The following is a 24237-nucleotide window of genomic DNA, read 5'->3' as shown; positions in this document are numbered from 1 at the left end:
CCGGTGCTCCTCGCACCGGCCGCCCTTCGCCGTCTCCACGGCACGGGACACGCGCCGTCGTCAGTCGGATCGCGCGGATCAGCCCTCCGCCGCCACGATCTCCCGGCACCGCGACACATCCGCCGTCATCTGCTCCAGCAGCGCCTCGAGCGACTCGAACTTCGCCTGGCCGCGGACGTAGGCGAGGAAGTCGACGGCGACATGCAGGCCGTACAGGTCGAGGCCGACGCGGTCGATGGCGTACGCCTCCACCGTGCGCTCGGTGCCGTCGAACTGCGGGTTGGTGCCCACCGAGATGGCGGCCGGCATGACCTCGCCCTGGGCGTGCAGATAGCCGGCGTACACGCCGTCGGCGGGGACGGCGGTGTGCGGCAGCGTCTCCACGTTGGCCGTGGGGAAGCCCAGCTCACGGCCGCGCTGGGCGCCGCGTACGACGACGCCCTCCACCCGGTGCGGGCGGCCCAGGATCTCCCGGGCGCCCTCGACGTCGCCCTGGGCGATCAGGCGCCGGGTGAGGGTCGAGGAGAACGGCTGTCCGCCGCCCGCCGTGCCGGACACGTACAGGTCGACGACCTCGACCTCGAAGTCGTAGACCTTGCCCTGTTCGGCGAGGAACTCCACGTTGCCCGCGGCCTTGTGGCCGAAGCGGAAGTTCGGTCCCTCCACGACCGCCTTGGCGTGCAGCTTGTCCACCAGGACCTTCACCACGAAGTCGGCGGGCGACAGCTTGGAGAACTCGGTGGTGAAGGGGAGGATCAGCACCGCGTCGACGCCCAGCCCGGCCATCAGCTCGCAGCGGCGGTGGTGCGCGGCGAGCAGCGGCGGGTGGCTGCCGGGGCGCACGACCTCGCTGGGGTGCGGGTCGAAGGTGACGACGACGGCCGGGACGCCCAGTTCCCGGGCGCGGTCGACGGCGTGCTTGATGATCAGCTGGTGGCCGCGGTGGACACCGTCGTAGGAACCGATGGTGACGACGCTGCGCCCCCAGTCCTCGGGGATGTCCTCCAAGCCACGCCAGCGCTGCACTGTGACCGCTCCTCGACCCGTGTCCGTGTCCACCTTGACTCTTGTGCAGGTCTAAGGGTGCCATGCCGGGTGCGCGGGGCCCGCATCGGTAGGTGTGCTGTGACCTGGCGCACGTCGCTCTGAGCGGCGTGGGAGCCGTCTCAGGCCGGTACCCGGGCGCCCGCCAGGTTCTCCAGGGTGCGGCGGGTGCCGGGGCCCACGACGGCGGCCCAGTCGTCCGGGGCGTCGGCGAGCCAGTGGGTCATCCGGGCGGCGAAGCCGGGGACGTGCCGGCCCAGGTCGACCAGGGCGCGGTCGAAGCGGGTGGCGCCCTCCGGGGTGCGGCCGAGGAGCAGTCCGGTGCGGTGGACCAGGCCGCGTTCCGCGTGGCCTTCGCCGCCCGCCGCCGCGTGCAGGACGGCATCGAGGACGGACGGCTCCCGCTCGCGGTCGAGCAGGAACTGCAGGAGTTCGCGGCGCGGTGAGCCGGGGGCGGTGAGGACGGTGGCGAGGGCGGCCCGCAGTGGCTCGGGGCCGTCCTTGAGCAGGCCGGTGACCAGGGGGAACAGCGCCGGGTGGGTGGGGACCCGGGCCAGCCTGCGGTCGACGGCGGCGGCGACGCGGCCGGCGGTCTCCGGGTGCGGCCGCACCGCCTCGCGCAGCAGGGTGGCCGCGCGGCGGGCGAGGGCCGGGGTGGTGGCGTCGGCGAGCAGGCGCCGCAGGCACCGGGTCGCCTCCCGGTGCGGGCCGCGCAGCCGGGTCCGGAAGGCCTCCAGGACCGGTTCCGGATGTGTGGTCAGGGCGGGCAACAGGGCGGTCGGGGGGATGAGCGGGTCGCCGTCGGCGAAGTGGCGCAGTGCCTCGGTCAGATGCCGTTCGCGGGTGCCCGGGTCGCCGGCCAGGAGGGCGTGGGCGGCGCCGTGCAGGGCGGGGTCGGCGGGGCGGGCGAGCAGGGTGCGGGCGGCGCGGCAGAGCAGTTCCCGGTCGGCGGCGCCGCGCACGTGCGGGGCGGCGCGCAGCCCGAGGGTCGCCGCGGCCGTGTGCCGGGCGGGTGTGTCCTCGCGTGCCCAGCGGTCCACGGCCCGGCAGAGCGCGGACGGCTCCTCCTCCGCGAGCACGGCCAGCAGTTCCTCGGCGCGCGGGTGACCGCCGCCCGCCAGCACCTCGGTCAGCTCGTCCAGGGCGGCGTGCCGATGGGTGTGCAGCAGGGCCTGCGCGGCGGTCGCCACGGTGGCGTGCGGGGTCGCGGGCAGCGGCCGTTCGTCCGTGAACCAGCGGACCAGCTGCGGCTGTACGGCACGCGGGTCGGCGGCGAGCAGCCGGGCCACGGCGTCGAGGTAGCGCTCGCCGGGCGCGGGCGGCGCCTGGTCGGCGAGGACGAGCCGGCGCAGCAGGTCCAGGCGTTCGGCGCCGGACAGCGGCAGGGCGGTCCAGAACGCCGGGCCGAACTCGCCCGGCACCGGCCGCCGTTCCGCCCGCCAGGCCACCAGCCGCTCGGCGAGCAGTCGCAGCACCTCGGTGTACGGCGTCGCGTCCGGTACCTGGAGCAGGGTCCCGGCGAGCAGCCGGGCGGCCCACCAGGAGCCGGTGTCCAGATCCAGGGCGTCCACCAACTCGCGCAGCCGGAAGGCGAGTTGGCGTTCGCCTTGGCGGTGGCCCAGGTGCAGCAGGGCCTGCGCCACGGGTCCCACGCGGTGGTGCGGCACGGGCGGCGCGTCCCCCGGGCCGGTCCGCGCGTCGCGGGCGCGGTGCACCAAGGTGTGCAGGGCCTCGTCCAGGTCGAGGTGCATGCCCTGGAGCCAGTCGGCCAGTTCCTCGTGGGCGAAGCGGTAGCCTCGGCCGGCCGGCACCAGCAGGCCCTCGGCGAGCACGGCGGAGGCCCAGCCGGTGCCGCCGCCGAGCCGGGCGGGGGCCGGTCCCCAGGGGAACACCGCCTCGAAGGCCGCCCGGTCCAGCTGCCCCGGCCCGATGCTCCGCCGGGCGGCCTCGTGCACCTGGCCGGCGACCCGTGCGGCGAGCCGTCGTACGGCGGTGCCGCGCAGCCCCCGCTCGGCGGCGAGCCGCACCGCGACGCGCAGGCACACCAGGTCGAGGTGGGCCGCGAACACCTGGTGCCGGTCCACGGGTCCGGCGGGCGGCGGCGCCGTCGGGAGCGCGGCCCACACCTCGGACAGCAGGCGCAGGGTGAGCGGGTGCCGGGCGTCCCGCCGCGCGGGCAGGCTCTCGGGGATGCCGTACCGGGCCCGCGCCCGGCGGGCCTCCCCGGCGTCGAGGTCGCCCACGCGCACGGACGGCGGCGACCCGGGGACCGCCTGCTCCCAGTACTCCTCGCGGCAGGCCACCACCAGCCGGGCGCCGACCGCCCGGAGCCACGCGGTCGTGCCGTCGGTCCACTCGCGCAGCCGGTCGGCGGGCGCGCAGGGCATCTCCTCAGGGCCGTCGAGCAGGAGCAGCAGCGGGCGGCCCGCGCGGGCGGCGAGACGGGCCACCTGCTCGGGGGTAACGTCCGCGAGGTCGAGGCGACGGGCGGCGGCGATGATGCGGGCGGCGCGCTCCAGGGCGCGGCGGGCGGCGTCGGCCACCGAGGCGTCGGTCTCCGCCAGGTCGGCGCCGCGCAGCCAGAGGGTGGGGGCGGGCCGCTCGCCCCGGGCGCGGCGGGCGGCGAACGCCGCCAGCTCCGTGGTCCGGCCGCTGCCCGGGGCGCCGACCAGCCCGAGCACGGGGTGCTCGTCCTCGGCGAAGCCGTCCAGCCGTCGTGCCAGGTCGGCGCGTTCGACGGGCTCCACGACGGGTCCGGGCGGGCCGTCCTGGCCCACCGAGGTGGCGGTCAGCTCCAGGACACCGGCCAGGTTGAGGTCGGCGCCGTAGGCGGGCACGGTGGCCGCGTTGCGGGCGAGCAGCTCGGCGAGGGGGCCGTCGGCGGGGTGCGGCGGCACCGCGAAGCAGGCGTCGCGGTGCGGGGCGTGCAGTGCGGTGCCGACCACTCCGAGGACGGCGCCGGTACGGGTGTCCAGCACCGGTCCCCCGGCCGCCCCGCCGCCGGCGCGCAGCGCGTCCCGGCCCGCCGTGCCGATGGCCAGTTCCAGCGCGGTCATGAGGTGGCGGCCGTACGACACCTCGGCGGCGGCCAGCACCCGGGCCTCCCGCCAGCAGCCGGCCGCGATCCGCACGTACGTCCCGGCCCCGGTCTCCTCCCGCGCGGCCAGCGGCAGCGGGGGCGCGCCCAGGCCCTCGGTGCGCACCAGGGCCAGGCCGCGCTCGGGCAGCTCGGTCACGGCGTCGGCGCCGACCACCTGGGTGCGGTCCCCGGCGCGCAGCACCAGCCGGTCGAGGCCGGCCACGGCCTCGTGGCTGGTGAGCAGGGTGCCGTGGTGGTCGGCGAGGAAACCGAGGCCGCGGGGGCGGCCGGCGGGGTCGTGGATGCGGACGAGGGGGTCGGCCCCGGTGGTGGGGACGGCCGGGAGGGGGGTGTGCGAGCGGACGACGGCCCCTGGTGCCGTCCGCGGGCCCCAGTCCGGGTCCATGCCGCCGGTCGCGCGGTACGAGGACTCGCGCGAGCCGGGTGCCGGGTCCCTGCCGTCGGCCGTGTCCCCGCCCTGGGGGGCGAAGGCCCGCCCGTCCCGGGCCGCGTCCGTCGCGTCCGGCGCGTGTGCCCGCCCGTGCCGGGCCGTCCGCTCCGTGTCACGCGGTTCCGCCCTGCTCACCGTGCCGCCCGTGCCGTGCGCCGGCTCGTCGCGGGCGCTGTCGGATCGCGGGATTCGTGTCGTCATGGTCGTGCCTCCCCGCCCGTGCCCCGTGCCTGTGCCGACGGTAGGCACGCGATGATCGTCGAGGCGGGGCGGACGCGGAACGCGCCCCCTTCCGCTCCCCCGGTTCACTCCGAGCGCCCGGCCGCTCGGGTGAATACGCGGGGGCGGCTGGATATCCCTAGGAGTGGGGGGAGGGGGAACCGTGGGGCGGCGGCAGGGGGCAGGCACCCCGTGCCCGGCCGCCGCTCCACGGGCGAGTGCTCCGGCTCAGCCGAAGACGGCGAGGCTCTTGGCCTTGCCCTTGTGCAGTTCCACGAGCGCCAGGAAGCGGCCCTCGGGGTCGAACACGGCGACGGGACCGGCGTCCGCGTACTCGTCGGGCATGTCCAGGCGGACCCCGTTCAGCAGCAGCCGGGCGCGACGGGTGTCCACCTCCCAGCGCGGGAAGGCGGCCGTGGCGGCCTCCGCGATCGGCATCACGGTCAGCTCCTGCTGGAGCTGGTCCAGCGTCTTGGCCGCGTCCAGCTTGTACGGCCCCACGCGCGTGCGGCGCAGCGCCGTCAGATGGCCGCCGACGCCCAGGTCGGCGCCCAGGTCTCGGGCGAGGGCGCGGATGTAGGTGCCAGAGGAGCAGACGACGGAGACGACCAGGTCCAGTACGGCGGTGCCGTCCTCGGCGACCGCGTCCCGGATGTCGTACACCGTGAAGGAGGAGACGGTCACGGGCCGGGCCGGGATCTCGAAGTCCTCGCCCTCCCGGGCCCGCTTGTAGGACCGGACGCCGTCGATCTTGATGGCGCTGACCTTGGACGGCACCTGCATGATGTCGCCGGTCAGCTTGGCGATGCCGGCGTCGATGGCCGCCCGGGTCACCTTGGAGGCGTCGGTGGACGAGGTGATCTCGCCCTCGGCGTCGTCGGTGAGGGTGTTCTGGCCCAGGCGTACGGTGCCCAGGTACTCCTTCTCGGTCAGCGCGAGGTGCCCGAGGAGCTTGGTGGCCCGCTCGACGCCGAGGACCAGGACGCCGGTCGCCATGGGGTCGAGGGTGCCCGCGTGGCCGACCCGGCGGGTCCGGGCGATCCCGCGCATCTTGGCGACCACGTCGTGCGAAGTGAAGCCCGACGGCTTGTCGACGATGACAAGGCCGTCGGGCGTGGTGTGCTTCTGGGTCATTCCGCGGCGTCGCCGTCCGTCTCGTCGTCCGCCGGCTTGCGGTAGGGGTCCGCGCCGCCCGCGTAGCTGGCGCCCGCGGACGTCTCGCGCACCTTGGCGTCGGACTGCCGGGCCTTGTCGAGAAGGTCCTCGATGGTCCGGGCGGTGTCCGGCAGGGCATCCGCGACGAAGGTCAGGGTCGGCGTGAACTTCACGCCGGCCGCACGGCCCACCTCGGAGCGCAGGATGCCCTTGGCGCTCTCCAGGCCCGCCGCGGCGGCCTTCCGCTCCTCGTCGTCCCCGTACACCGTGTAGAAGACGGTCGCCTCCCGCAGGTCACCCGTGACCCGGGTGTCCGTGATGGTGACGTGCGAGCCGAGCCGCGGGTCCTTGATCCCGCGCTGCAGCTTCTGGGCCACCACCTCTCGGATGAGGTCCGCCAGCCTTTTCGCCCGCGCGTTGTCGGCCACTGGTCCAGCTCCCGTTCTTTCCTGATTCCTTGGTCTTCGATCCGTGGTCTTCGATCCGCGGTCCGGGTCAGTCGTCGTCGCCGTGGAAGCGGCGGCGTACGGACAGCAGCTCCACCTCGGGGCGGGCGGCGACCAGCCGTTCGCACCGGTCCAGTACGTCGGTGAGGTGCGCCGCGTCTCCGGAGACCACGGCGAGGCCGATGATCGCCCGTCGGTGGAGGTCCATGTGGTCCACCTCCGCCGCGCTCACCGCGTACTTCCGCTGGAGTTCGGCCACGATCGGGCGGACGACGGAACGCTTTTCCTTCAGCGAGTGGACGTCGCCGAGGAGGAGGTCGAAGGACAGAGTCCCCACGTACATGTGTGTTGCCGGTTCACCCGCCGGTACGGGATCGATGGCCCCTGGGCCGGGTGGCCGGGGACATCAAGAAACGGTACCGCGTACCCGCCGGTGGCTCGACAGGGTTTCGGCGCGGGCGGGCGGCCGGCTGCTCCGGGCCCCGCCCGGGGCCCTGACATGGCCCGCAACGGCGCGCTGGCCGACGGGACCGGAAGGTCCCGTCGGCCAGCGGCAACCGGTGGCTGTTACGCCCGCGGCTTCTCGCGCATCTCGTACGTCGCGATGACGTCGTCGACCTTGATGTCGTTGAAGTTGCCGAGGTTGATACCGCCCTCGAACCCTTCGCGGATCTCGGTGACGTCGTCCTTGAAGCGACGCAGGCCCTCGATGGTGAGGTTCTCCGCGACCACCTTGCCGTCCCGGATGAGCCGGGCCTTGGTGTTGCGGCGGACCTCGCCGGACCGGATGAGGACACCGGCGATGTTGCCCAGCTTGGACGACTTGAAGACCTCGCGGATCTCCGCCGTACCGAGCTCGACCTCTTCGTACTCCGGCTTGAGCATGCCCTTGAGGGCCGCCTCGATCTCCTCGATCGCCTGGTAGATGACCGAGTAGTACCGGACGTCCACGCCCTCGCGCTCGGCCATCTGCGCGGCACGGCCGGCCGCACGGACGTTGAAGCCGATGACGATGGCGTCGGAGCCCATGGCCAGGTCGATGTCGGACTCCGTGACCGCACCGACGCCGCGGTGCAGGACGCGGATGTCGACCTCTTCGCCGACGTCCAGCTGGAGCAGCGAGGACTCGAGGGCCTCGACCGAACCGGAAGCGTCACCCTTGATGATCAGGTTCAGCTGCTGGACCTCGCCGGCCTTCAGCACCTTGTCCAGGTCCTCGAGGGACACACGGCGCGTGCGCTTGGCGAAGGCCGCGTTGCGCTCGCGGGCGGCGCGCTTCTCCGCGATCTGACGGGCCGTACGGTCCTCGTCCACCACGATGAAGTTGTCGCCGGCACCCGGGACGTTGGTCAGGCCCAGGACCTGGACCGGCGTCGACGGGCCCGCCTCGGCCACGTTGTTGCCGCTGTCGTCCAGCATCGCGCGGACACGGCCGTACGCGTCGCCGACCACCATGGTGTCGCCGACCCGCAGCGTGCCTCGCTGCACCAGGACCGTGGCGACCGCACCGCGGCCGCGGTCCAGGCGGGACTCGATCGAGATGCCCTGCGCGTCCTGGTGCGGGTTGGCCCGCAGGTCGAGCGAGGCGTCGGCCGTGAGGATCACGGCCTCCAGCAGCGAGTCGATGTGCAGACCCTGCTTGGCGGAGATGTCGACGAACATCGTGTCGCCGCCGTACTCCTCGGCCACCAGGCCGTACTCGGTCAGCTGACCGCGCACCTTGGTCGGGTCCGCGCCCTCGACGTCGATCTTGTTGACCGCGACCACGATCGGCACGTCGGCCGCCTTGGCGTGGTTGAGCGCCTCGACCGTCTGCGGCATGACGCCGTCGTTGGCCGCGACGACCAGGATCGCGATGTCCGTCGACTTCGCACCGCGGGCACGCATGGCGGTGAACGCCTCGTGACCCGGGGTGTCGATGAAGGTGATCGCGCGGTCCTCGCCGTTGACCTCGGTCGCGACCTGGTAGGCACCGATGTGCTGGGTGATGCCGCCGGCCTCGCCCGCGATGACGTTCGTCTTGCGGATGGCGTCGAGCAGTCGGGTCTTACCGTGGTCGACGTGACCCATGACGGTCACGACCGGCGGACGGACGACCAGGTCCTCCTCGGTGCCCTCGTCCTCGCCGAACTCCAGGTCGAAGGACTCGAGCAGCTCGCGGTCCTCCTCCTCGGGGCTGACGATCTGGACGTTGTAGTTCATCTCGTCGGCCAGGAGCTGCAGCGTCTCGTCGGAGACGGACTGCGTGGCCGTGACCATCTCGCCGAGGTTCATCATGACCGCGACGAGGGACGCCGGGTTGGCGTTGATCTTCTCCGCGAAGTCGGTGAGCGACGCGCCGCGGGAGAGACGGATGGTCTCGCCGTTGCCGCGCGGCAGCATCACGCCGCCGACGCTCGGGGCCTGCATGGCCTCGTACTCCTGGCGACGCTGCCGCTTCGACTTGCGACCGCGACGCGCGGGACCGCCGGGACGGCCGAAGGCGCCCTGCGTGCCACCACGGCCACCGGGACCGCCGGGACGGCCGCCGAAGCCGGGACGACCGCCGCCACCGGGGCCGCCGCCGAAGCCACCGCCACCGGGACGACCGGCGAAACCGCCGCCGCCACCCGGACGGGCACCGCCGCCGCCACCACCGGGACGACCGGCGAAGCCGGGACGGCCACCGCCGCCGCCACCGGGACGACCGGCACCGGCCGGACCACGGCCGCCGGGGCCGGGACGCGGGCCGGCAGCGGGACGCTGCGGCATCATGCCGGGGTTCGGACGCGGGCCGCCGGGACGGGGACCGCCCTGCGGACGGGGCATCGAGCCCGGAGTCGGACGCGGACCGCCGGGAGCCTGCGGACGCGGACCGCCGCCCTGGGCGCCGGGCGCCTGCGGACGGGGGCCGGCGCCGGGGGCGCCGCCGGGACGCGGACCACCCTGCGGACGGGGCGCCTGCGGGCGCGCCATGCCGGTGGAGCCGCCGGAGGTGAAGGGGTTGTTGCCCGGGCGCGGACCGGACGGACGGGCACCCGGACGCGGGGCCTGGCCACCGGGACGCGGCGCGCCCTGGCCGGAACGGCCCTGGCCCTGACCGGGACCGCCGGGGCGGGCGCCGGGCTTGGGGGCACCGGGACGGGCGCCGGGACGCGGACCCTGCGCGGCCGGGGCCTGCGGGGTCTGGGCGGCCGGGGCCGGCGGAGCGGTGAACTCCGGGGCGGCCGGGGCCGGGCGCGGCGCGGGCTTCGGACCCGGAACGGGACGCGGGCCCGGGGCCGGCGCGGGCGCCGACGGGGCCGCCGGCTGCTGCGCGGCGGGCGTCGCGGGCTTGGGAGCCGCCGGCCTCGGAGCAGCCGGACGGGCCGCCTGCGCCGGAGAGGGCGCGGCGGGCTTGGGGGAAGCCTTGCGCGGGGCGGGCTTGGCGGACTTGCCATTGCCACCCTGGAAGGCGTCGGTCAGCTTGCGTACAACCGGCGCTTCGATGGTCGAAGACGCCGAACGGACGAATTCACCGAGTTCCTGGAGCTTGGCCATGACGACCTTGCTCTCGACACCGAACTCCTTGGCGAGTTCGTAGACCCGGACCTTAGCCACTTCGCTCCTTTGAGGTCCGGGTGAAGCCGGACCGTCGCTAGTTCATGGGCGTACTCATCGCGTACTCATCGAGTGCTCATCGCAATCTCGACCTGCTTTCGACTCGCGAGGTACCAAACCGAACGGTGTTCCGTACGGCATGTCTTACGTCGTTGCCTGCTCGGCAACTGTTGCCTGCTCGACGTGTCGGCGCAACGCCTTTGTGTCGAGCGCTCCCGGGGCGCGCAGTGCCCGCGGCAACGCCCGGCGGCGTACCGCCTGGTCGAGACAGACCAGGGCGGGGTGCAGATACGCACCCCGGCCGGGCAGCGTACCGCGAGGATCGGGGACGCATGCGTCCTCGCTCCGCACGATCCGCAGGAGATCGTTCTTGGCCGCCCGCTCCCGGCACCCCACACAGGTGCGTTCAGGGCATGCTCCGGCGTGCGTCCGGCCAGACACGGCTAAGTCTACCTCCCCGCACCGACCTCACCCCTTCGGGGCAAAGATCGAACGGCTGTTGTCCATAATCCAAGCCCCACACGGCCTGGATCTATTCCCCGGCGGCGACTTCGGCCGCCGCCCGGTGTCCGGGGCCCTACTCCGCCGCCTGCTCGGTGTCGGGCCGGATGTCGATGCGCCAGCCGGTGAGCCGGGCGGCGAGGCGGGCGTTCTGGCCCTCCTTGCCGATCGCCAGCGACAGCTGGTAGTCCGGCACGGTCACCCGGGCGGAGCGGGCGGCCAGGTCGACGACCTCGACCTTGCTCACCCGAGCGGGTGACAGGGCGTTCGCCACCATCTCGGCCGGGTCGTCCGACCAGTCGACGATGTCGATCTTCTCGCCGTTCAGCTCGCCCATCACATTGCGCACCCGGCCGCCCATCGGGCCGATGCAGGCGCCCTTGGCGTTCAGGCCCGAGCGGGTGGAGCGGACGGCGATCTTGGTGCGGTGGCCGGCCTCGCGGGCGATGGCCGCGATCTCCACCGAGCCGTCGGCGATCTCCGGCACCTCCAGGGCGAAGAGCTTCTTCACCAGGTTGGGGTGGGTGCGGGAGAGGGTCACGGACGGTCCGCGCACGCCCTTGGCGACCCGGACGACGTACGACCGCAGCCGCTGGCCGTGCGGGTAGGTCTCGCCGGGCACCTGCTCCTGCACCGGCAGGATGGCCTCCAGCTTGCCGATGTCGACCAGCACGTTCTTCGGGTCGCGGCCCTGCTGGACCACGCCGGTGACGATGTCGCCCTCGCGCCCCGCGTACTCGCCGAGCGTCGCGTCGTCCTCCGCGTCGCGCAGTCGCTGGAGGATCACCTGCTTGGCGGTGGTGGCGGCGATCCGGCCGAAGCCCGAGGGGGTGTCGTCGAACTCGCGCGGCTCCTGCCCCTCTTCCAGGTCCTCGGGCTCCTCCTTCGCCCACACGGTCACATGCCCGGTCTCCCGGTTGAGCTCCACGCGCGCGTGTCGGCGGCTTCCCTCGGTGCGGTGGTAGGCGATGAGGAGGGCCGACTCGATCGCCTCGACCAGCAGGTCGAAGGAGATCTCCTTCTCCCTGACCAAGCCCCGCAGGGCGCTCATGTCGATGTCCACGGCTACGCCTCCTCCTCTTCCTTCTTGTCCTTCTTGTCCTTGCGGTTGAACTCGACCTGCACGCGCGCCTTTTCGATCTCCGGGAAGGCGAGGCGGCGGTGGGTGGCCTTGCGGCCCTTGACGCCGGGCACCTCGACGTCGAGGCCCTCGTCGTCCACGGTCAGGATCCGGGCGACCAGCTCGCCGCCCTCGGTCAGCTGGAACTTCACGAGCCGGTCGGTGGCGCGCACGAAGTGCCGGTGCTCGGTGAGGGGGCGCTCCGCGCCGGGGGTTCCGACCTCCAGGTCGTACGCGTCCTCACCCATCGCGTTGGTCTCGTCCAGCTTCGCCGAGAGCGCACGGCTCACATCGGCGATCGCGTCCAGGTCCGCCCCGGAGTCGGAGTCGACGACCACGCGCAGCACCCGCTTGCGTCCGACGGAGTCGACGGCGATCTCTTCGAGATCCAGCCCCTGGGAGGTGACGAGCGGTTCGAGCAGCTCTCGCAGCCTCTCGCTCTGGGTGGTGCTCATCCGGGTGACTCCTCGGCCGCGTGTGCTGTTGTGGGATGGGTCGCGTGTCTGGTCAAAGGGTATCCGGTCGCGGGGAGTGTTGCCGTCCACCTGTGGACGCCCCGGGCCGGGCGGCGGGCGGCGGGACGGGTGAGCCCCGGTGGTGGCGGACGGTGCCGGTGAGTGGCTTCGGACAGGTGCGCGGGTACGGTGATCACGGGCGCGCCGTCGGCCGCCGCTCATCGTGTTGTCGTAGCTCTTCTTGTCGTACGAGTTCTCCGAGTCCGAGGACGTCTGCCGTGCCGTACCCCTCGCCACCGCGCACCCCCTCGGGGCCGCGCCGAAGAACCCTGCTCGCCTCGGCCGCCGGTGCCGCCCTGCTGGCCGGCTGCACGGCCGGCGCGGACTCCGGCGGCACCGGCCCCTCGGCCACCGTCCGGGCCCGCGCCCGGGCGGCCGAGGACAGCAGGGCGCTGCTGGCGCGCTACGACGCGGTGCTCGCGGCCTTCCCGGGCCTCACGCCCCGGCTGCACCCGCTGCGTACCGAGGTAGCGGCGCACCTCGCCGCGTTCACGCAGGGCACGACCCCCACGGCGACCGCCTCGGGTTCCGCCTCCCCGGCCCCCGCCGCCTCCTCGTCTCCCTCCCCCGTGCCGGCGACCGAGAAGGACGCCCTGGCCTCGCTCGCCGCGGCCGAGCGGACGCTCGCCGACCGGCGGGCCCGGGAGCTGCTGGACGTACCCGGCGAGCCGGCACGGCTGCTGGCCTCGGTGGCGGCGGCCGGGGCCGCGCACGCGTACCTGCTGACCACGGGGGGAACCAAGTGAGCGACGAGTCCGGACGGTCGGCCGAACTGACCGCGTTGCAGGCCGCGTTGGCGGCGGAGCACGCGGCGGTGTACGGGTACGGCGTGGTCGGCGGCCGGATCGACGACCGGCGCCGCACCGCGGCGAAGGCCGCGTACGACGCCCACCGGGCGCGCCGGGACGCGCTGGCACGCGAGGTACGGGACCTGGGCGGCAGGCCGGTGGCGGCGAGCGCCGCCTACGCGCTGCCGTTCTCGGTGCGCGACTCCGCCGACGCGGTGCGGCTCGCCGCCCGGCTGGAGGAGCGGGTGGCCGGGGTCTACGCCGACCTGGTGCGGGCGGCGACCGGGACGCGGCGCGCCTCGGCCGCGGCGTCGCTGCGGGAGGCGGCGGTACGGGCGGTGGGCTGGAGCGGGCACGGCGTAGCCTTCCCGGGGCTCGCCGAGCGGGCGGGCGAGGGCACCGGGGCGGCGGGTACGACACCGTCGGGTTCCGCCACGGCGACCCGCTGACCACAGGATCCACGAGGAAGGGAACGGCTCGCGCATGGCTTTCGAACCGCCGCGGCGCCTGGTGCGGGCGCTCGGGGAGACGGCACCGGCCGGCGACGCCTGGCTGGCCCGGCTGCCCGAGGCGGCCGAAGCGGCCGTGGCGCGGCGGGAGTTGACCGTCGAGCGGGTGCAGGTGCCGGGCGGCCGCAGCAGTCTGGTGCTGCTGGTCCGGCTGCCGGACGGTACGCCGGCCGTGCTGAAGCTGGCCCCGCCGCGGGCCCGGCCGGAGAGCGAGCGGGCGGCGCTGGCGCACTGGGGCGGCCTGGGCGCCGTGCTGCTGCTGTCGGCGGACGCGCGGGACGGCGCGGAGGGGGTGCTGGTCCTCGAACGGCTGCACCCGGACGTCTCGGTGCGGTCGCTGCCGGAGGCGAAGGCCCTGCTGGAGGCGGCGGGCACGCTGCGCCGGCTGTGGGTGACGCCGCCCGCGGGTCATGCCTTCGAGACCGTGGCGGAGCGCACCGGGCGGCAGGCGGCGGCGATGTCCGCGGACGCGCGGCGGGAGCCTGAGCTGGCCCCGCTGGTCGACGCGGCGCTGGCGGCACGGGAGGCACTGCTGGCGGATCCGCCCGAGGAACGGTTGCTGCACGGCACGTTCCGGCAGAGCAAGGTGCTCGCCGGGGACCGGATGCCGTGGCTCGCGGTGGGGCCCGATCCGGTGGTCGGCGAGCACGCCTTCGACCTGGCGCGGCTGGTCCGGGACCGGGTGGAGGACCTGATCGCCTCGCCCTCGGGCGCGTCCATCACCCGGCGGCGGATCAAGCGGCTCGCGGAGTCGCTGGAGGTGGACCAGGAGCGGCTGCGCGGCTGGACGCTGTTCCGGGCGGTGGAGTCCGGGGTGCGGGCGCTGCGCGTGGGACGGCCGCGGGACGGCGAACTGCTGCTGGAGTTCGCCGGGTGGCTGTAGGCGTCGCCGCGGGGTGAGACGGGCCGCGGGACGGGCAGAGGGTCCCCGTGCCCGAAGGGGCGCGGGGACCCTCGTCCGGTGTCACGCCGTGAGACGCGCGATCGCGTCCTCGACCGACAGCTCCTCGCGCTCGCCGCTCTTGCGGTCCTTCAGCTCCAGGACGCCCTCGGCCGAGCGGCGGCCGGCGACGAGGATCTGGGGCACGCCGATCAGCTCGGCGTCGGTGAACTTGACGCCCGGGGAGACACCGGCGCGGTCGTCCACCAGGACGCGCACGCCCGCGGCGGCCAGCTTCTCGGCGACGTCGAGGGCCAGCTCGGTCTGCAGGGCCTTGCCGGCGGCGACCACGTGGACGTCGGCCGGGGCGATCTCCTTGGGCCAGCACAGGCCCTGCTCGTCGGCGGTCTGCTCGGCGAGCGCGGCGACGGCGCGGGAGACGCCGATGCCGTAGGAGCCCATGGTGACGCGGACCGGCTTGCCGTTCTGGCCGAGCACGTCGAGCTTGAGGGCGTCGGCGTACTTGCGGCCCAGCTGGAAGATGTGGCCGATCTCGATGGCGCGGTCCAGCTTCAGGCCGGTGCCGCACTTCGGGCAGGGGTCGCCCTCCTGGACCACCACGACGTCCACGTAGGCGTCGACCTCGAAGTCACGGCCGGCCACGACGTTCTTGGCGTGCGTGTTCTCCTTGTTGGCGCCGGTGATCCAGGCGGTGCCGGGGGCCACGCGCGGGTCGGCGATGTAGGTGACCTTCTCGCCGAGGCCCTGCGGTCCGACGTAGCCGCGCACGAGGTCGGGGCGGCCGGCGAAGTCCGACTCGGTGACCATCTCGACGGTGGCCGGGGCGAAGTGCGCCTCGACCTTGCCCATGTCGACCTCGCGGTCTCCGGGCACGCCCACCGCGACGATCTCGCCGTCCACCTTGACCAGCAGGTTCTTCAGGGTGGCGGAGGCCGGGACGCCGAGCGAGGCGGCCAGGGTCTCGATGGTCGGGGTGTCGGGGGTGGGGATCTCCTCCAGTGCGGGCACGGCCGAGCCGTCGACCGGCTGGAGGGTGTAGGTGATCGCCTCGGTGTTGGCGGCGAAGTCGCAGTTCGGGCAGTCCGCGAAGGTGTCCTCGCCGGCCTCGGCGGGGGCCAGGAACTCCTCCGACTTGGAGCCGCCCATGGCGCCGGCGGTGGCCGCGACGATGCGGTAGTCGAGGCCGAGGCGGGCGAAGACGCGCTGGTAGGCCTGGCGGTGCAGGGCGTAGGACTGGTCGAGTCCCTCGTCGGCGAGGTCGAAGGAGTACGAGTCCTTCATCAGGAACTCGCGGCCGCGCAGGATGCCGGCGCGGGGGCGGGCCTCGTCGCGGAACTTGGTCTGGATCTGGTAGAGGATCACCGGCAGGTCCTTGTAGGACGTGCACTGGTCCTTGACGAGGAGGGTGAAGATCTCCTCGTGGGTGGGGCCGAGGAGGTAGTCGCCGCCCTTGCGGTCCTTGAGCCGGAACAGCTCCTGGCCGTACTCGTCCCAGCGGCCGGTGGCGTCGTACGGCTCGCGGGGCAGCAGGGCGGGAAGCAGCACCTCCTGGGCGCCGATGGCGTCCATCTCCTCGCGCACCACCCGCTCCACATTGGCGAGGACCTTCTTGCCCAGCGGCAGCCAGGACCAGATGCCGGCGGCGGTGCGGCGGACGTAACCGGCGCGGACGAGGAGCTTGTGGCTGAGGACCTCGGCGTCCGCCGGGTCGTCGCGCAGCGTCTTCGCCATCAACTGGGACATGCGCTGGACCGGTGCGTTGGCCATGGTTCTCGTACTCCTGCCAGATATGGGTGATGGCATAGGAGGTTAGCCGGGCCTGCCGCGAGGGCGGAAATCGGTTATCGCCTGCGCAGCGGCAGGGGGGCGCCCATCACGGCGTACGGGCGCGGCGCGCTCGGGAAGTGGACCTGGCGGGCGAGGTCGACGTAGCCGAGGGAGTGGTAGAGGCCGCGGGCGGGGCTGTCGGTGTCGATCGCGGAGAGGATCGAGCGGGGCTCGGTGGCGGAGTCCGTGATCGTGGTGATCAGCCGGCGGCCGATGCCCCGGTTCTGGTGGCCGGGCAGCACGTGCAGCTCGGTGATCACGAAGGAGTCGTCCAGCCAGAAGTCGTTGCCGGCCGCGCGCAGATACGGTTCGACGACGGTCGACCACCAGTGGGTGCGGGAGTTCGGCATGCCGTAGACGAAACCGACCAGGCGTCCCTCGGCGGTCGCGCCGAGGGCGCGGGCGCCCGGGAACTGCATGTGGCGCTGGACGATCTGACGGCGTACGGCGACTTCGTCCGGGCCGAGGCCGAACGCCACCGCTTGGACCGCCAGTGCCTCGTCCACGCGGGCCGACAGGTCCAGGGGGGCGATCGTGAGATCCATGCGGGGAGGGTACCGGGGTTCAGAAGAGCACACTCATGAAGGCGCCTATCTCCTGGAACCCCACCTTGCGGTAGGTGCGGCGCGCGGCGGTGTTGAAGTCGTTGACGTAGAGGCTGACCACGGGGGCCACGTCGGCCAGCGCGTAGCGCAGGACCGCGGCCATGGCGGGGGCGGCGAGGCCCTTGCCCCGGTGCTCGGGGGCCACCCACACGCCCTGGATCTGGCAGGCATGGGGGGTCGCCGCGCCGATCTCGGCCTTGAAGAGGACCTTGCCGTCCTTGTCCAGGCGGGCGAAGGAGCGCCCGGAGCCGACGAGTTCGGCGACCCGGGCCTGGTAGAGCAGTCCACCGTCGCCGGCCAGCGGGGAGACGCCGACCTCCTCGGTGAACATCGCCACGCACGCCGGCATGATCGTCTCCATCTCGTCCTTGCGGACGCGGCGGACATAGGGGTCCGGGGCGACGGTGTCGGGCATGTGGTCGGTGACCATCAGCGGCTGGCGGGACCTGACCTCGCGGGCGGGGCCCCAGTGCGGCTCCAGCAGCTGCCAGAGTTCGGCGGTGGCGTCCGCCGGGCCGACGATGGAGGAGCAGCGCCGGCCGGCCCGCCGGGCGCGCTCGGCGAAGGCGCGCACGGCGCGCGGGGTGGCGCAGATGGGGACCAGGTTGGCGCCCGCGTAGCACAGGGACGTCAGCATGCCGTCCTCGTACCAGCCCCACATCTCGCCGCCGAGGCGCCAGGGGTCGAGCCCGGCGACCCGGACGCGCGCGGTCACGAAGGCGTTCGCGACCGGCTCGCGGTCGAGAACGGCGAGCGCGGCGTCGAGGTCGCTCGGATCGAGCACCCGTGAGGTGGTCTGGGTCAACACGTGCGGGGGCCTCACCCTGGGGGTTCTGCTGATCTCCGCACTATAACCGCGCGGGCTGTGCCGTGCGCCCCCCGGCCGGGAAGCTGCTTCCGGCCGGCGGGTGCGGGCCGGGCCGCGGGGTTCAGCCCGCGACCGACACCGACGGCTCGCCGGACGCCACGCCCTCGTCCTGCATCTTCTCGGCCAGCTTCATGGCCTCCTCGATGAGGGTCTCCACGATCTTGGACTCGGGGACGGTCTTGATGACCTCACCCTTGACGAAGATCTGGCCCTTGCCGTTGCCGGAGGCGACGCCGAGGTCGGCCTCGCGGGCCTCGCCGGGGCCGTTGACGACACAGCCCATGACGGCGACGCGGAGCGGGACCTCCATGCCGGTCAGTCCGGCGGTGACCTCTTCGGCGAGCTTGTAGACGTCGACCTGGGCGCGGCCGCAGGACGGGCAGGAGACGATCTCCAGGCCGCGCTGGCGCAGGTTCAGGGACTCCAGGATCTGGATGCCGACCTTGACCTCCTCGGCCGGGGGCGCGGACAGCGAGACGCGGATGGTGTCGCCGATGCCCTGGGAGAGGAGGGCGCCGAAGGCGACGGCCGACTTGATGGTGCCCTGGAAGGCGGGGCCGGCCTCGGTGACGCCGAGGTGGAGGGGGTAGTCGCACTGCTCGGCGAGCTGCCGGTAGGCCTCGATCATCACGACCGGGTCGTTGTGCTTGACGGAGATCTTGATATCGCGGAAGTCGTGCTCCTCGAAGAGGGACGCCTCCCACAGCGCCGACTCGACCAGCGCCTCCGGCGTGGCCTTGCCGTACTTCTGGAGCAGGCGCTTGTCCAGGGAGCCGGCGTTCACACCGATGCGGATCGGGGTGCCGTGGTCCTTGGCGGCCTGGGCGATCTCCTTGACCTGGTCGTCGAACTTCTTGATGTTGCCGGGGTTGACGCGGACCGCGGCGCAGCCGGCCTCGATGGCGGCGAAGACGTACTTGGGCTGGAAGTGGATGTCCGCGATCACCGGGATCTGCGACTTGCGCGCGATGGTGGCGAGCGCGTCGGCGTCGTCCTGGGTGGGGCAGGCGACGCGCACGATCTGGCAGCCGGACGCGGTCAGCTCGGCGATCTGCTGGAGGGTGGCGCCGATGTCGGACGTGCGGGTGGTGGTCATCGACTGGACCGAGACGGGTGCGTCTCCGCCGACCGGCACGCTTCCGACCTGGATCTGCCGGCTCTTGCGGCGCTCGGCGAGCTTGGTCGGAACGGACGGCATGCCGAGAGAAATCGCAGTCATCTGCTGTGCAACCCCAAGTCGTGGATCAAGGTCCGGTCCCGTGATACGGCGGGCTCCGAGATCCGAGATTACGGCACCGGCGTACGCCCCGGCACATCCCACCCGAGAAACCCACTCATTGGAATGCGGCCCGGAACTTCCCCGTGTCCCGGGCCGCTCGCCTCCCGGCGGCTAGGAGATCTTGACCGGGTTGACGACGTCCGCGATGAGCACCAGGACGGTGAAGCAGACGAAGATCCCGGCCACCACGTACGCCACCGGCATCAGCTTGGCCACGTCGAACGGGCCGGGGTCCGGGCGGCGCAGCACCCGGGCCAGGTTGCGGCGCAGGGCCTCCCACAGGGCGCCGGCGATGTGGCCGCCGTCGAGCGGGAGCAGCGGGAGCATGTTGAACAGGAACAGCGAGAGGTTGAAGCCGGCGAGCAGCATCACGAACATCGCCACCTGCTGGGAGGCGGGGATGTGCAGGGTGGCGATGTCGCCGGTGATGCGGGCCGCGCCGACGATGCCGACCGGGGAGTCGGGCTGGCGCGGGCCGTCGCCGAAGGCGGCGTTCCACAGGGCCGGGATCTTGCCGGGCAGCGCGGCCAGGGAGTCGACGGCGTCACCGACGCGGTCGGTCATCCAGGTCACGGAGTCGCCGAAGCCCAGCTTCTGCACGCCGGTGGCGGAGCTGAAGCCGAGGAACCCGGCCTTGACGTACTTGCCCTGCACGTAGGTGCCGCTGGAGTCCTTCTGGGCGACCAGGTTGGTGGCGATCTTGGCGTGCAGGGTGAGCTGCCTGCCGTCGCGCTCCACGACGATCGGCACGTTCTTGCCGGCGCTGTCGCGGATCAGGTCGGAGAGGGTGTTCCAGTCCTTGGTGGGCGTGCCCGCGAAGGAGACGATCTTGTCGCGCTTCTGGATGCCGGCGGCCGCGGCCGGGGAGGCCGGGTCGGTCTTCTTGCAGGTGTCGCGGTTCTCGCTCTGCGCGATGACGCAGGGCGAGACGGAGGAGACGGTGGTGGTCTGCTGCTGGATGCCGAAGCCCATCAGGACCGTGAAGAACAGGCCGACCGCGAGGACCAGGTTCATGAACGGGCCCGCGAACATGACGATGACCCGCTTCCACGGCTTGCGGGTGTAGAACATGCGGGTCTCGTCGCCGGGCTGGAGCTCCTCGTAGGCCGCCGAACGGGCGTCCTCGATCATCCCGCGCCACGGCGAGGTGGAGCGGGCGGAGATCCGGCCGGTGTTGTCCGGCGGGAACATGCCGATCATGCGGATGTAGCCGCCCAGCGGGATGGCCTTGATGCCGTACTCGGTGTCGCCCTTCCTGCGCGACCACACGGTCGGGCCGAAGCCGACCATGTACTGCGGGACGCGGATGCCGAAGAGCTTGGCCGTGGACAGGTGCCCCAGCTCGTGCCACGCGATCGAGACGAGCAGGCCGAGCGCGAAGACCACTATGCCGAGGATGAACATCAAGGTCGTCATGCACGCGCCTCCGCGGTCGCCGTCGTGGCTGTGATCTCACGGGCCCGGGCACGCGCCCAGGTCTCCGCTTCGAGGACGTCCGACACCGTGAGCGAAGTTCCCGTGGCCGGGGTGCCGTGTTCCTCGACGACCCGGGTGACGGTCTCCATGATCCCGTTGAAGGGCAGCGCGCCGTTCAGGAACGCCCCGACGCACTCCTCGTTGGCCGCATTGAACACCGCCGGCGCCGTTCCCGCGAGCCGTCCGACGTGCCGGGCGAGATTCACCGAGGGGAAGGCCTCGCTGTCCAGCGGGAAGAACTCCCAGGTGGAGGCCTTGCTCCAGTCGAAGGCGGGCGCCGCGTCCGGGATCCGTTCGGGCCAGCCCAGCCCGATGGCGATCGGCCCGCGCATGTCCGGCGGGGTCGCCTGGGCGAGCGTGGAGCCGTCGGTGAACTCGACCATCGAGTGGACGTACGACTGCGGGTGCACGACCACCTCGATGCGTTCGAAGGGGATGTCGTACAGCAGGTGCGCCTCGATGACCTCCAGGCCCTTGTTGACGAGGGTCGCGGAGTTGACGGTGATCACCGGGCCCATCGCCCAGGTGGGGTGGGCGAGGGCGTCCTGCACGGTGACGTCGGCCAGGTCCGCCTTGGTGCGGCCGCGGAAGGGGCCGCCGGAGGCGGTGACGACCAGCTTGCGCACATCGGCGCGGGTGCCGCAGGCGAGGGCCTGGAAGAGGGCGGCGTGCTCGGAGTCGACGGGGATGATCTGCCCGGGCTTGGCCAGCGCCTTGACCAGCGGACCGCCGACGATCAGCGACTCCTTGTTGGCGAGCGCCAGGGTGTGGCCCGCCTCCAGGGCGGCCAGAGTGGGCGCGAGGCCGATGGAGCCGGTGATGCCGTTCAGCACGGTGTGGCAGTCGGAGGCGGCGACCTGGGTGGCCGCCTCCGGCCCCGCGAGGATCTCGGGCAGCGGCTCGCCGGGGCCGTACTCCGCGGCGAGCGCCTCGCGCAGGGCGGGTACGGCGTCCTCGCGGGCGACCGCGACGGCGCGCACCCGCAGCCGGCGCGCCTGCTCGGCGAGAAGGGAGATCCGGCCGCCGTTGGCGGACAGCGCGGTGACGCGGAAGCGGTCCGGATTGCGCAGCACGAGGTCGATGGCCTGGGTGCCGATGGATCCGGTGGAGCCGAGGACCACCACGTCCTTGGGGCCGTCGCCCGCGAGGGGGTCGTAGACGAGGTGGGGATCGGCGAGGGGTGCCGGATGGGCAGGGCTGTCGGTCATCCCCCCATTGTGGCCGCAAGCGGTGACGGTCAGGACAGGGTGTCCCCCGGAGTGGTGTGTCCGAATGTGAAGTAGACGTGAATGTCATGTGATAACACTTCGGTCTGCGCTTTCGCGCCACCGACCTTCTGCCTTTTTCGCGGACGGCATCCTGGGGGGATATCTCATGCGGACCATACGGCTGCGCGCCGCCCTGCCCGCCCTCGCCGGTGCGGCCCTGCTCGCCGGCACCCTGCTCAGCACCCCGGCCGAGGCCGCGGGCGGCGTGCGGATCCACCACGTCTGGTTCGACAGCCCCGGCTCGGACAACCGCTCGAACACGAGCCTGAACGCCGAGTGGGTGCAGATCAAGAACACCGGCGGCTCGGCCGTCTCGCTCAAGGGCTGGGTGCTCAAGGACGCCTCGAACCACAAGTACGTCTTCCCGAACGTCAAGATCGGCGCCGGGAAGTACATGAAGATCCATACCGGCGGCGGCAAGGACACCACGACGGACAAGTACCAGGGCCGCCGCGCCTACGTCTGGAACAACGACAAGGACACCGCCACGCTGACCAGGGCGAGCGGCGCCAAGGTCTCCTCCTGCTCCTGGACGACGCGGGACCCGAGCGACAAGTACTGCTGATCCGCCCGGGCCGGTGCCGTCCGGGCCCGGCCCGGCGCGCCGCGTCAGTCGCCGTAGGGCCGGCGGGCGTTGTCGGCGGTGGACGGTCCGGGGGTCGCGTCGGCGATCCACGGGCCGTCCCCGGACGGGTCCACGACGCCCTCCTCCAGCCAGGTGTAGGCGCCGCCGAGGACGCCCTTGACCACCTTGCGGTCGAGGTCGTCGGTGTTGGTCCACAGCCGGGCGAACAGCTCCTCGACGCGGACGCGGGCCTGGCGGCAGAAGGCGTCGGCCAGCTGGTAGGCCTCGCGCCCGTGTTCGTCCCGGGTGCGCAGCCGCTCGGCCCGCACGCAGGCCGCGCTCATCGCGAACAGCTCCGCGCCGATGTCCACGATCCGCCCGAGGAAGTTCTGCCTGGTCTCCATCCGGCCCTGCCAGCGGGACATGCCGTAGAAGGTGGAGCGGGCCAGCCTGCGGGCGGCGCGCTCGATGTAGCGCAGATGGCAGGACAGGTCGACGCCGTGCCGGAACTCGCCGTACGAGGTGGGCAGCTGCCCCGGTCCGGCCAGCAGTCTCGGCAGCCACTTGGCGTAGAACACGCCCGCGTGCGCCCCCGCCCTCGCCTTGTCGGGCAGGGACTTCGACGGGTCGATGAGATCGCCGGCGACCGAGAGGTGGGCGTCCACCGCCTCGCGTGCGATCAGCAGGTGCATGATCTCCGTGGAGCCCTCGAAGATGCGGTTGATGCGCAGGTCGCGCAGCATCTGCTCGGCGGGGACGGCCCGCTCGCCGCGCGCCTGGAGGGAGGCGGCGGTCTCGTAGCCGCGTCCGCCGCGGATCTGGACCAGTTCGTCGGCCATCCGCCAGGCCATCTCGGAGCCGTAGAGCTTGGCGAGGGCGGCCTCGATGCGGATGTCGTTGCGGTCCTCGTCGGCCATCTGGGAGGACAGGTCCAGCACCGCCTCCAGGGCGAAGGTGGTGGCCGCGATGAAGCTGATCTTGGCGCCCACGGCCTCGTGGAGTGCGACCGGCTTGCCCCACTGCTCCCGCTCCGCCGACCATTCACGGGCGATTTTCAGACACCATTTGCCGGCGCCCGCGCACAGTGCGGGCAGGGAGAGGCGGCCGGTGTTGAGCGTGGTGAGCGCGATCTTCAGGCCCGCGCCCTCGGGGCCCACGCGGTGGGCGGCCGGGACCCGCACCCGGTGGAAGCGGGTGACGCCGTTCTCGATGCCCCGCAGCCCCATGAAGGCGTTGCGGTGCTCGACGGTGATCCCCTCGGAGGCCGCCTCCACCACGAACGCGGTGATGCCGCCCGGGTGCCCCTCGGACTTCGGCACCCGCGCCATGACGACCAGGAGATCGGCGACGACCCCGTTGGTGGTCCACAGCTTCACGCCGTCCAGGACGTACTCGTCGCCGTCCGGGACCGCCGTGGTGGCGAGGCGCGCCGGATCGGAGCCGACGTCCGGCTCGGTGAGCAGGAAGGCGGAGATGTCGGTGCGCGCGCAGCGCGGCAGGAAGGCGTCCTTCTGCTCCTGGGTGCCGAACATCTTCAGCGGCTGGGGCACGCCGATCGACTGGTGCGCGGAGAGCAGCGCGCCCACCGCCGGGCTCGCGGAGCCGACCAGGGCGAGCGCCTTGTTGTAGTACAGCTGGGTGAGGCCGAGACCGCCGTACTTCGGGTCGATCTTCATGCCGAGCGCGCCGAGCTCCTTCAGGCCGGCCACGACCTCGTCGGGTATGCGGGCCTCGCGCTCGATGCGGGCGGAGTCGATCTGCGTCTCGCAGAAGGCGCGCAGCTTGGCCAGGAACTCCTCGCCGCGCCGTACGGACTCCTCGGCGGGCAGCGGGTGCGGGTGGACGAGGTCCAGCCGGAAGCGCCCGAGGAACAGCTCCTTGGCGAAACTGGGCTTGCGCCAGTCCCGCTCCCGCGCGGCCTCCGCGACCTGCCGGGCCTCGCTCTCGGTGACGGTGCTGCGGTGCGTGGTAGGTGCGGACATGGAGGTTCACCTCGCCGCGAAGAGGGACGACTGGGACCGTTCGTTACCGACCAGTGCTAC

At 73.0% G+C, this 24237-nt stretch carries 20 protein-coding genes; 4 read left to right on the top strand and 16 right to left on the bottom strand.

What is annotated here, in order from left to right; genetic code table 11:
- Window positions 1-78 precede the first annotated feature (78 nt).
- From ACSP97_RS25840 to rimP, 9 genes are all read right to left on the bottom strand, one after another.
- Window positions 79-1026, bottom strand: a complete 948-nt coding sequence (locus tag ACSP97_RS25840; RefSeq protein WP_355152430.1) for a bifunctional riboflavin kinase/FAD synthetase — start codon at window positions 1024-1026, stop codon at window positions 79-81.
- Window positions 1027-1166: 140 nt separating this feature from the next.
- Complete coding sequence (locus tag ACSP97_RS25835) at window positions 1167-4529, bottom strand: trypsin-like peptidase domain-containing protein (RefSeq protein ID WP_440558478.1); 3363 nt, start codon at window positions 4527-4529, stop codon at window positions 1167-1169.
- Between the two features lie 492 nt (window positions 4530-5021).
- Window positions 5022-5927 (bottom strand): tRNA pseudouridine(55) synthase TruB, encoded by a 906-nt coding sequence (gene truB / locus ACSP97_RS25830; protein WP_355325164.1) that lies wholly within the window; start codon window positions 5925-5927, stop codon window positions 5022-5024.
- Window positions 5924-6376 (bottom strand): 30S ribosome-binding factor RbfA, encoded by a 453-nt coding sequence (gene rbfA / locus ACSP97_RS25825; RefSeq protein WP_355152425.1) that lies wholly within the window; start codon window positions 6374-6376, stop codon window positions 5924-5926. The genes truB and rbfA overlap by 4 nt, the downstream gene beginning before the upstream one ends.
- Window positions 6377-6443: 67 nt before the next feature.
- The gene (locus tag ACSP97_RS25820) at window positions 6444-6737 is read right to left on the bottom strand and encodes a DUF503 domain-containing protein (RefSeq protein ID WP_355152423.1); all 294 of its coding nucleotides are present in this window, start codon (window positions 6735-6737) and stop codon (window positions 6444-6446) included.
- A 224-nt stretch (window positions 6738-6961) separates the two neighbouring features.
- Entirely contained in the window at window positions 6962-9973 is a 3012-nt protein-coding gene (gene infB / locus ACSP97_RS25815; RefSeq protein ID WP_355152421.1) for a translation initiation factor IF-2, read from the bottom strand.
- A 144-nt stretch (window positions 9974-10117) separates the two neighbouring features.
- Window positions 10118-10414, bottom strand: a complete 297-nt coding sequence (locus ACSP97_RS25810) for a YlxR family protein (RefSeq protein WP_355152420.1) — start codon at window positions 10412-10414, stop codon at window positions 10118-10120.
- Between the two features lie 136 nt (window positions 10415-10550).
- A complete protein-coding gene (gene nusA, locus ACSP97_RS25805; protein WP_355152419.1) occupies window positions 10551-11537 on the bottom strand; it encodes a transcription termination factor NusA in 987 nt (328 codons plus the stop codon).
- Between the two features lie 2 nt (window positions 11538-11539).
- Window positions 11540-12049 carry a ribosome maturation factor RimP gene (rimP, locus tag ACSP97_RS25800; RefSeq protein ID WP_180329165.1) on the bottom strand — a complete coding sequence of 170 codons (510 nt, stop codon included), beginning with the start codon at window positions 12047-12049 and terminating at the stop codon, window positions 11540-11542.
- A gap of 278 nt (window positions 12050-12327) precedes the next feature.
- On the opposite strand from rimP, the gene ACSP97_RS25795 reads away from it, so the two are divergent.
- The 3 genes from ACSP97_RS25795 to ACSP97_RS25785 are packed head-to-tail and all read left to right on the top strand — an operon-like array spanning window position 12328 to window position 14289.
- Window positions 12328-12855 carry a hypothetical protein gene (locus ACSP97_RS25795; protein WP_355325167.1) on the top strand — a complete coding sequence of 176 codons (528 nt, stop codon included), beginning with the start codon at window positions 12328-12330 and terminating at the stop codon, window positions 12853-12855.
- On the top strand, window positions 12852-13346 hold the full coding sequence (locus tag ACSP97_RS25790) for a ferritin-like domain-containing protein (protein ID WP_355152413.1): 495 nt from the start codon (window positions 12852-12854) through the stop codon (window positions 13344-13346). Before ACSP97_RS25795 ends, ACSP97_RS25790 begins: the two co-directional genes overlap by 4 nt.
- Window positions 13347-13380: 34 nt before the next feature.
- On the top strand, window positions 13381-14289 hold the full coding sequence (locus tag ACSP97_RS25785) for an aminoglycoside phosphotransferase family protein (RefSeq protein ID WP_355152411.1): 909 nt from the start codon (window positions 13381-13383) through the stop codon (window positions 14287-14289).
- Between the two features lie 81 nt (window positions 14290-14370).
- On the opposite strand, the gene ACSP97_RS25780 is transcribed toward ACSP97_RS25785, so the two are convergent.
- The 6 genes from ACSP97_RS25780 to dxr all read right to left on the bottom strand — a co-directional run bounded on the left by ACSP97_RS25780 (window position 14371) and on the right by dxr (window position 21570).
- Window positions 14371-16074, bottom strand: a complete 1704-nt coding sequence (locus tag ACSP97_RS25780; protein ID WP_358296661.1) for a proline--tRNA ligase — start codon at window positions 16072-16074, stop codon at window positions 14371-14373.
- A 74-nt stretch (window positions 16075-16148) separates the two neighbouring features.
- Entirely contained in the window at window positions 16149-16679 is a 531-nt protein-coding gene (locus ACSP97_RS25775; RefSeq protein WP_355152407.1) for a GNAT family N-acetyltransferase, read from the bottom strand.
- 19 nt (window positions 16680-16698) lie between these two features.
- Window positions 16699-17547 (bottom strand): GNAT family N-acetyltransferase, encoded by an 849-nt coding sequence (locus ACSP97_RS25770; protein WP_355152405.1) that lies wholly within the window; start codon window positions 17545-17547, stop codon window positions 16699-16701.
- 121 nt (window positions 17548-17668) lie between these two features.
- Window positions 17669-18826: a flavodoxin-dependent (E)-4-hydroxy-3-methylbut-2-enyl-diphosphate synthase gene (gene ispG / locus ACSP97_RS25765; protein ID WP_355152403.1), complete on the bottom strand. Its 1158-nt coding sequence runs from the start codon at window positions 18824-18826 to the stop codon at window positions 17669-17671.
- Window positions 18827-18997: 171 nt separating this feature from the next.
- Window positions 18998-20302 (bottom strand): M50 family metallopeptidase, encoded by a 1305-nt coding sequence (locus ACSP97_RS25760; protein WP_355325173.1) that lies wholly within the window; start codon window positions 20300-20302, stop codon window positions 18998-19000.
- Entirely contained in the window at window positions 20299-21570 is a 1272-nt protein-coding gene (gene dxr, locus ACSP97_RS25755) for a 1-deoxy-D-xylulose-5-phosphate reductoisomerase (RefSeq protein WP_440554454.1), read from the bottom strand. The genes ACSP97_RS25760 and dxr overlap by 4 nt, the downstream gene beginning before the upstream one ends.
- A 166-nt stretch (window positions 21571-21736) precedes the next feature.
- Here dxr and ACSP97_RS25750 point away from each other — a divergent pair, with 166 nt between their 5' ends.
- Entirely contained in the window at window positions 21737-22195 is a 459-nt protein-coding gene (locus ACSP97_RS25750) for a lamin tail domain-containing protein (protein ID WP_355152398.1), read from the top strand.
- 44 nt (window positions 22196-22239) lie between these two features.
- On the opposite strand, the gene ACSP97_RS25745 is transcribed toward ACSP97_RS25750, so the two are convergent.
- On the bottom strand, window positions 22240-24177 hold the full coding sequence (locus ACSP97_RS25745; protein WP_440554451.1) for an acyl-CoA dehydrogenase family protein: 1938 nt from the start codon (window positions 24175-24177) through the stop codon (window positions 22240-22242).
- Window positions 24178-24237 lie beyond the last annotated feature (60 nt).

The sequence above is a fragment of the Streptomyces sp. SCPE 10 genome (assembly GCF_051980735.1).
Classification (GTDB): domain Bacteria; phylum Actinomycetota; class Actinomycetes; order Streptomycetales; family Streptomycetaceae; genus Streptomyces; species Streptomyces misionensis.
This window is presented reverse-complemented; position numbering and strand designations above follow the sequence as displayed.

Bases quoted from the DNA above. Each gene is read 5' to 3' on its own strand.
- ACSP97_RS25835 (WP_440558478.1), bottom strand. From the start codon at position 4,529: ATGGACCCGGACTGGGGCCCGCGGACGGCACCAGGGGCCGTCGTCCGC.
- rimP (WP_180329165.1), bottom strand. From the start codon at position 12,049: ATGAGCACCACCCAGAGCGAGAGGCTGCGAGAGCTGCTCGAACCGCTC.
- ACSP97_RS25780 (WP_358296661.1), bottom strand. From the start codon at position 16,074: ATGGCCAACGCACCGGTCCAGCGCATGTCCCAGTTGATGGCGAAGACG.
- ACSP97_RS25750 (WP_355152398.1), top strand. From the start codon at position 21,737: ATGCGGACCATACGGCTGCGCGCCGCCCTGCCCGCCCTCGCCGGTGCG.
- ispG (WP_355152403.1), bottom strand. From the start codon at position 18,826: ATGACTGCGATTTCTCTCGGCATGCCGTCCGTTCCGACCAAGCTCGCC.
- ACSP97_RS25775 (WP_355152407.1), bottom strand. From the start codon at position 16,679: ATGGATCTCACGATCGCCCCCCTGGACCTGTCGGCCCGCGTGGACGAG.
- ACSP97_RS25760 (WP_355325173.1), bottom strand. From the start codon at position 20,302: ATGACGACCTTGATGTTCATCCTCGGCATAGTGGTCTTCGCGCTCGGC.
- ACSP97_RS25785 (WP_355152411.1), top strand. From the start codon at position 13,381: ATGGCTTTCGAACCGCCGCGGCGCCTGGTGCGGGCGCTCGGGGAGACG.
- truB (WP_355325164.1), bottom strand. From the start codon at position 5,927: ATGACCCAGAAGCACACCACGCCCGACGGCCTTGTCATCGTCGACAAG.
- dxr (WP_440554454.1), bottom strand. From the start codon at position 21,570: ATGACCGACAGCCCTGCCCATCCGGCACCCCTCGCCGATCCCCACCTC.
- ACSP97_RS25820 (WP_355152423.1), bottom strand. From the start codon at position 6,737: ATGTACGTGGGGACTCTGTCCTTCGACCTCCTCCTCGGCGACGTCCAC.
- ACSP97_RS25745 (WP_440554451.1), bottom strand. From the start codon at position 24,177: ATGTCCGCACCTACCACGCACCGCAGCACCGTCACCGAGAGCGAGGCC.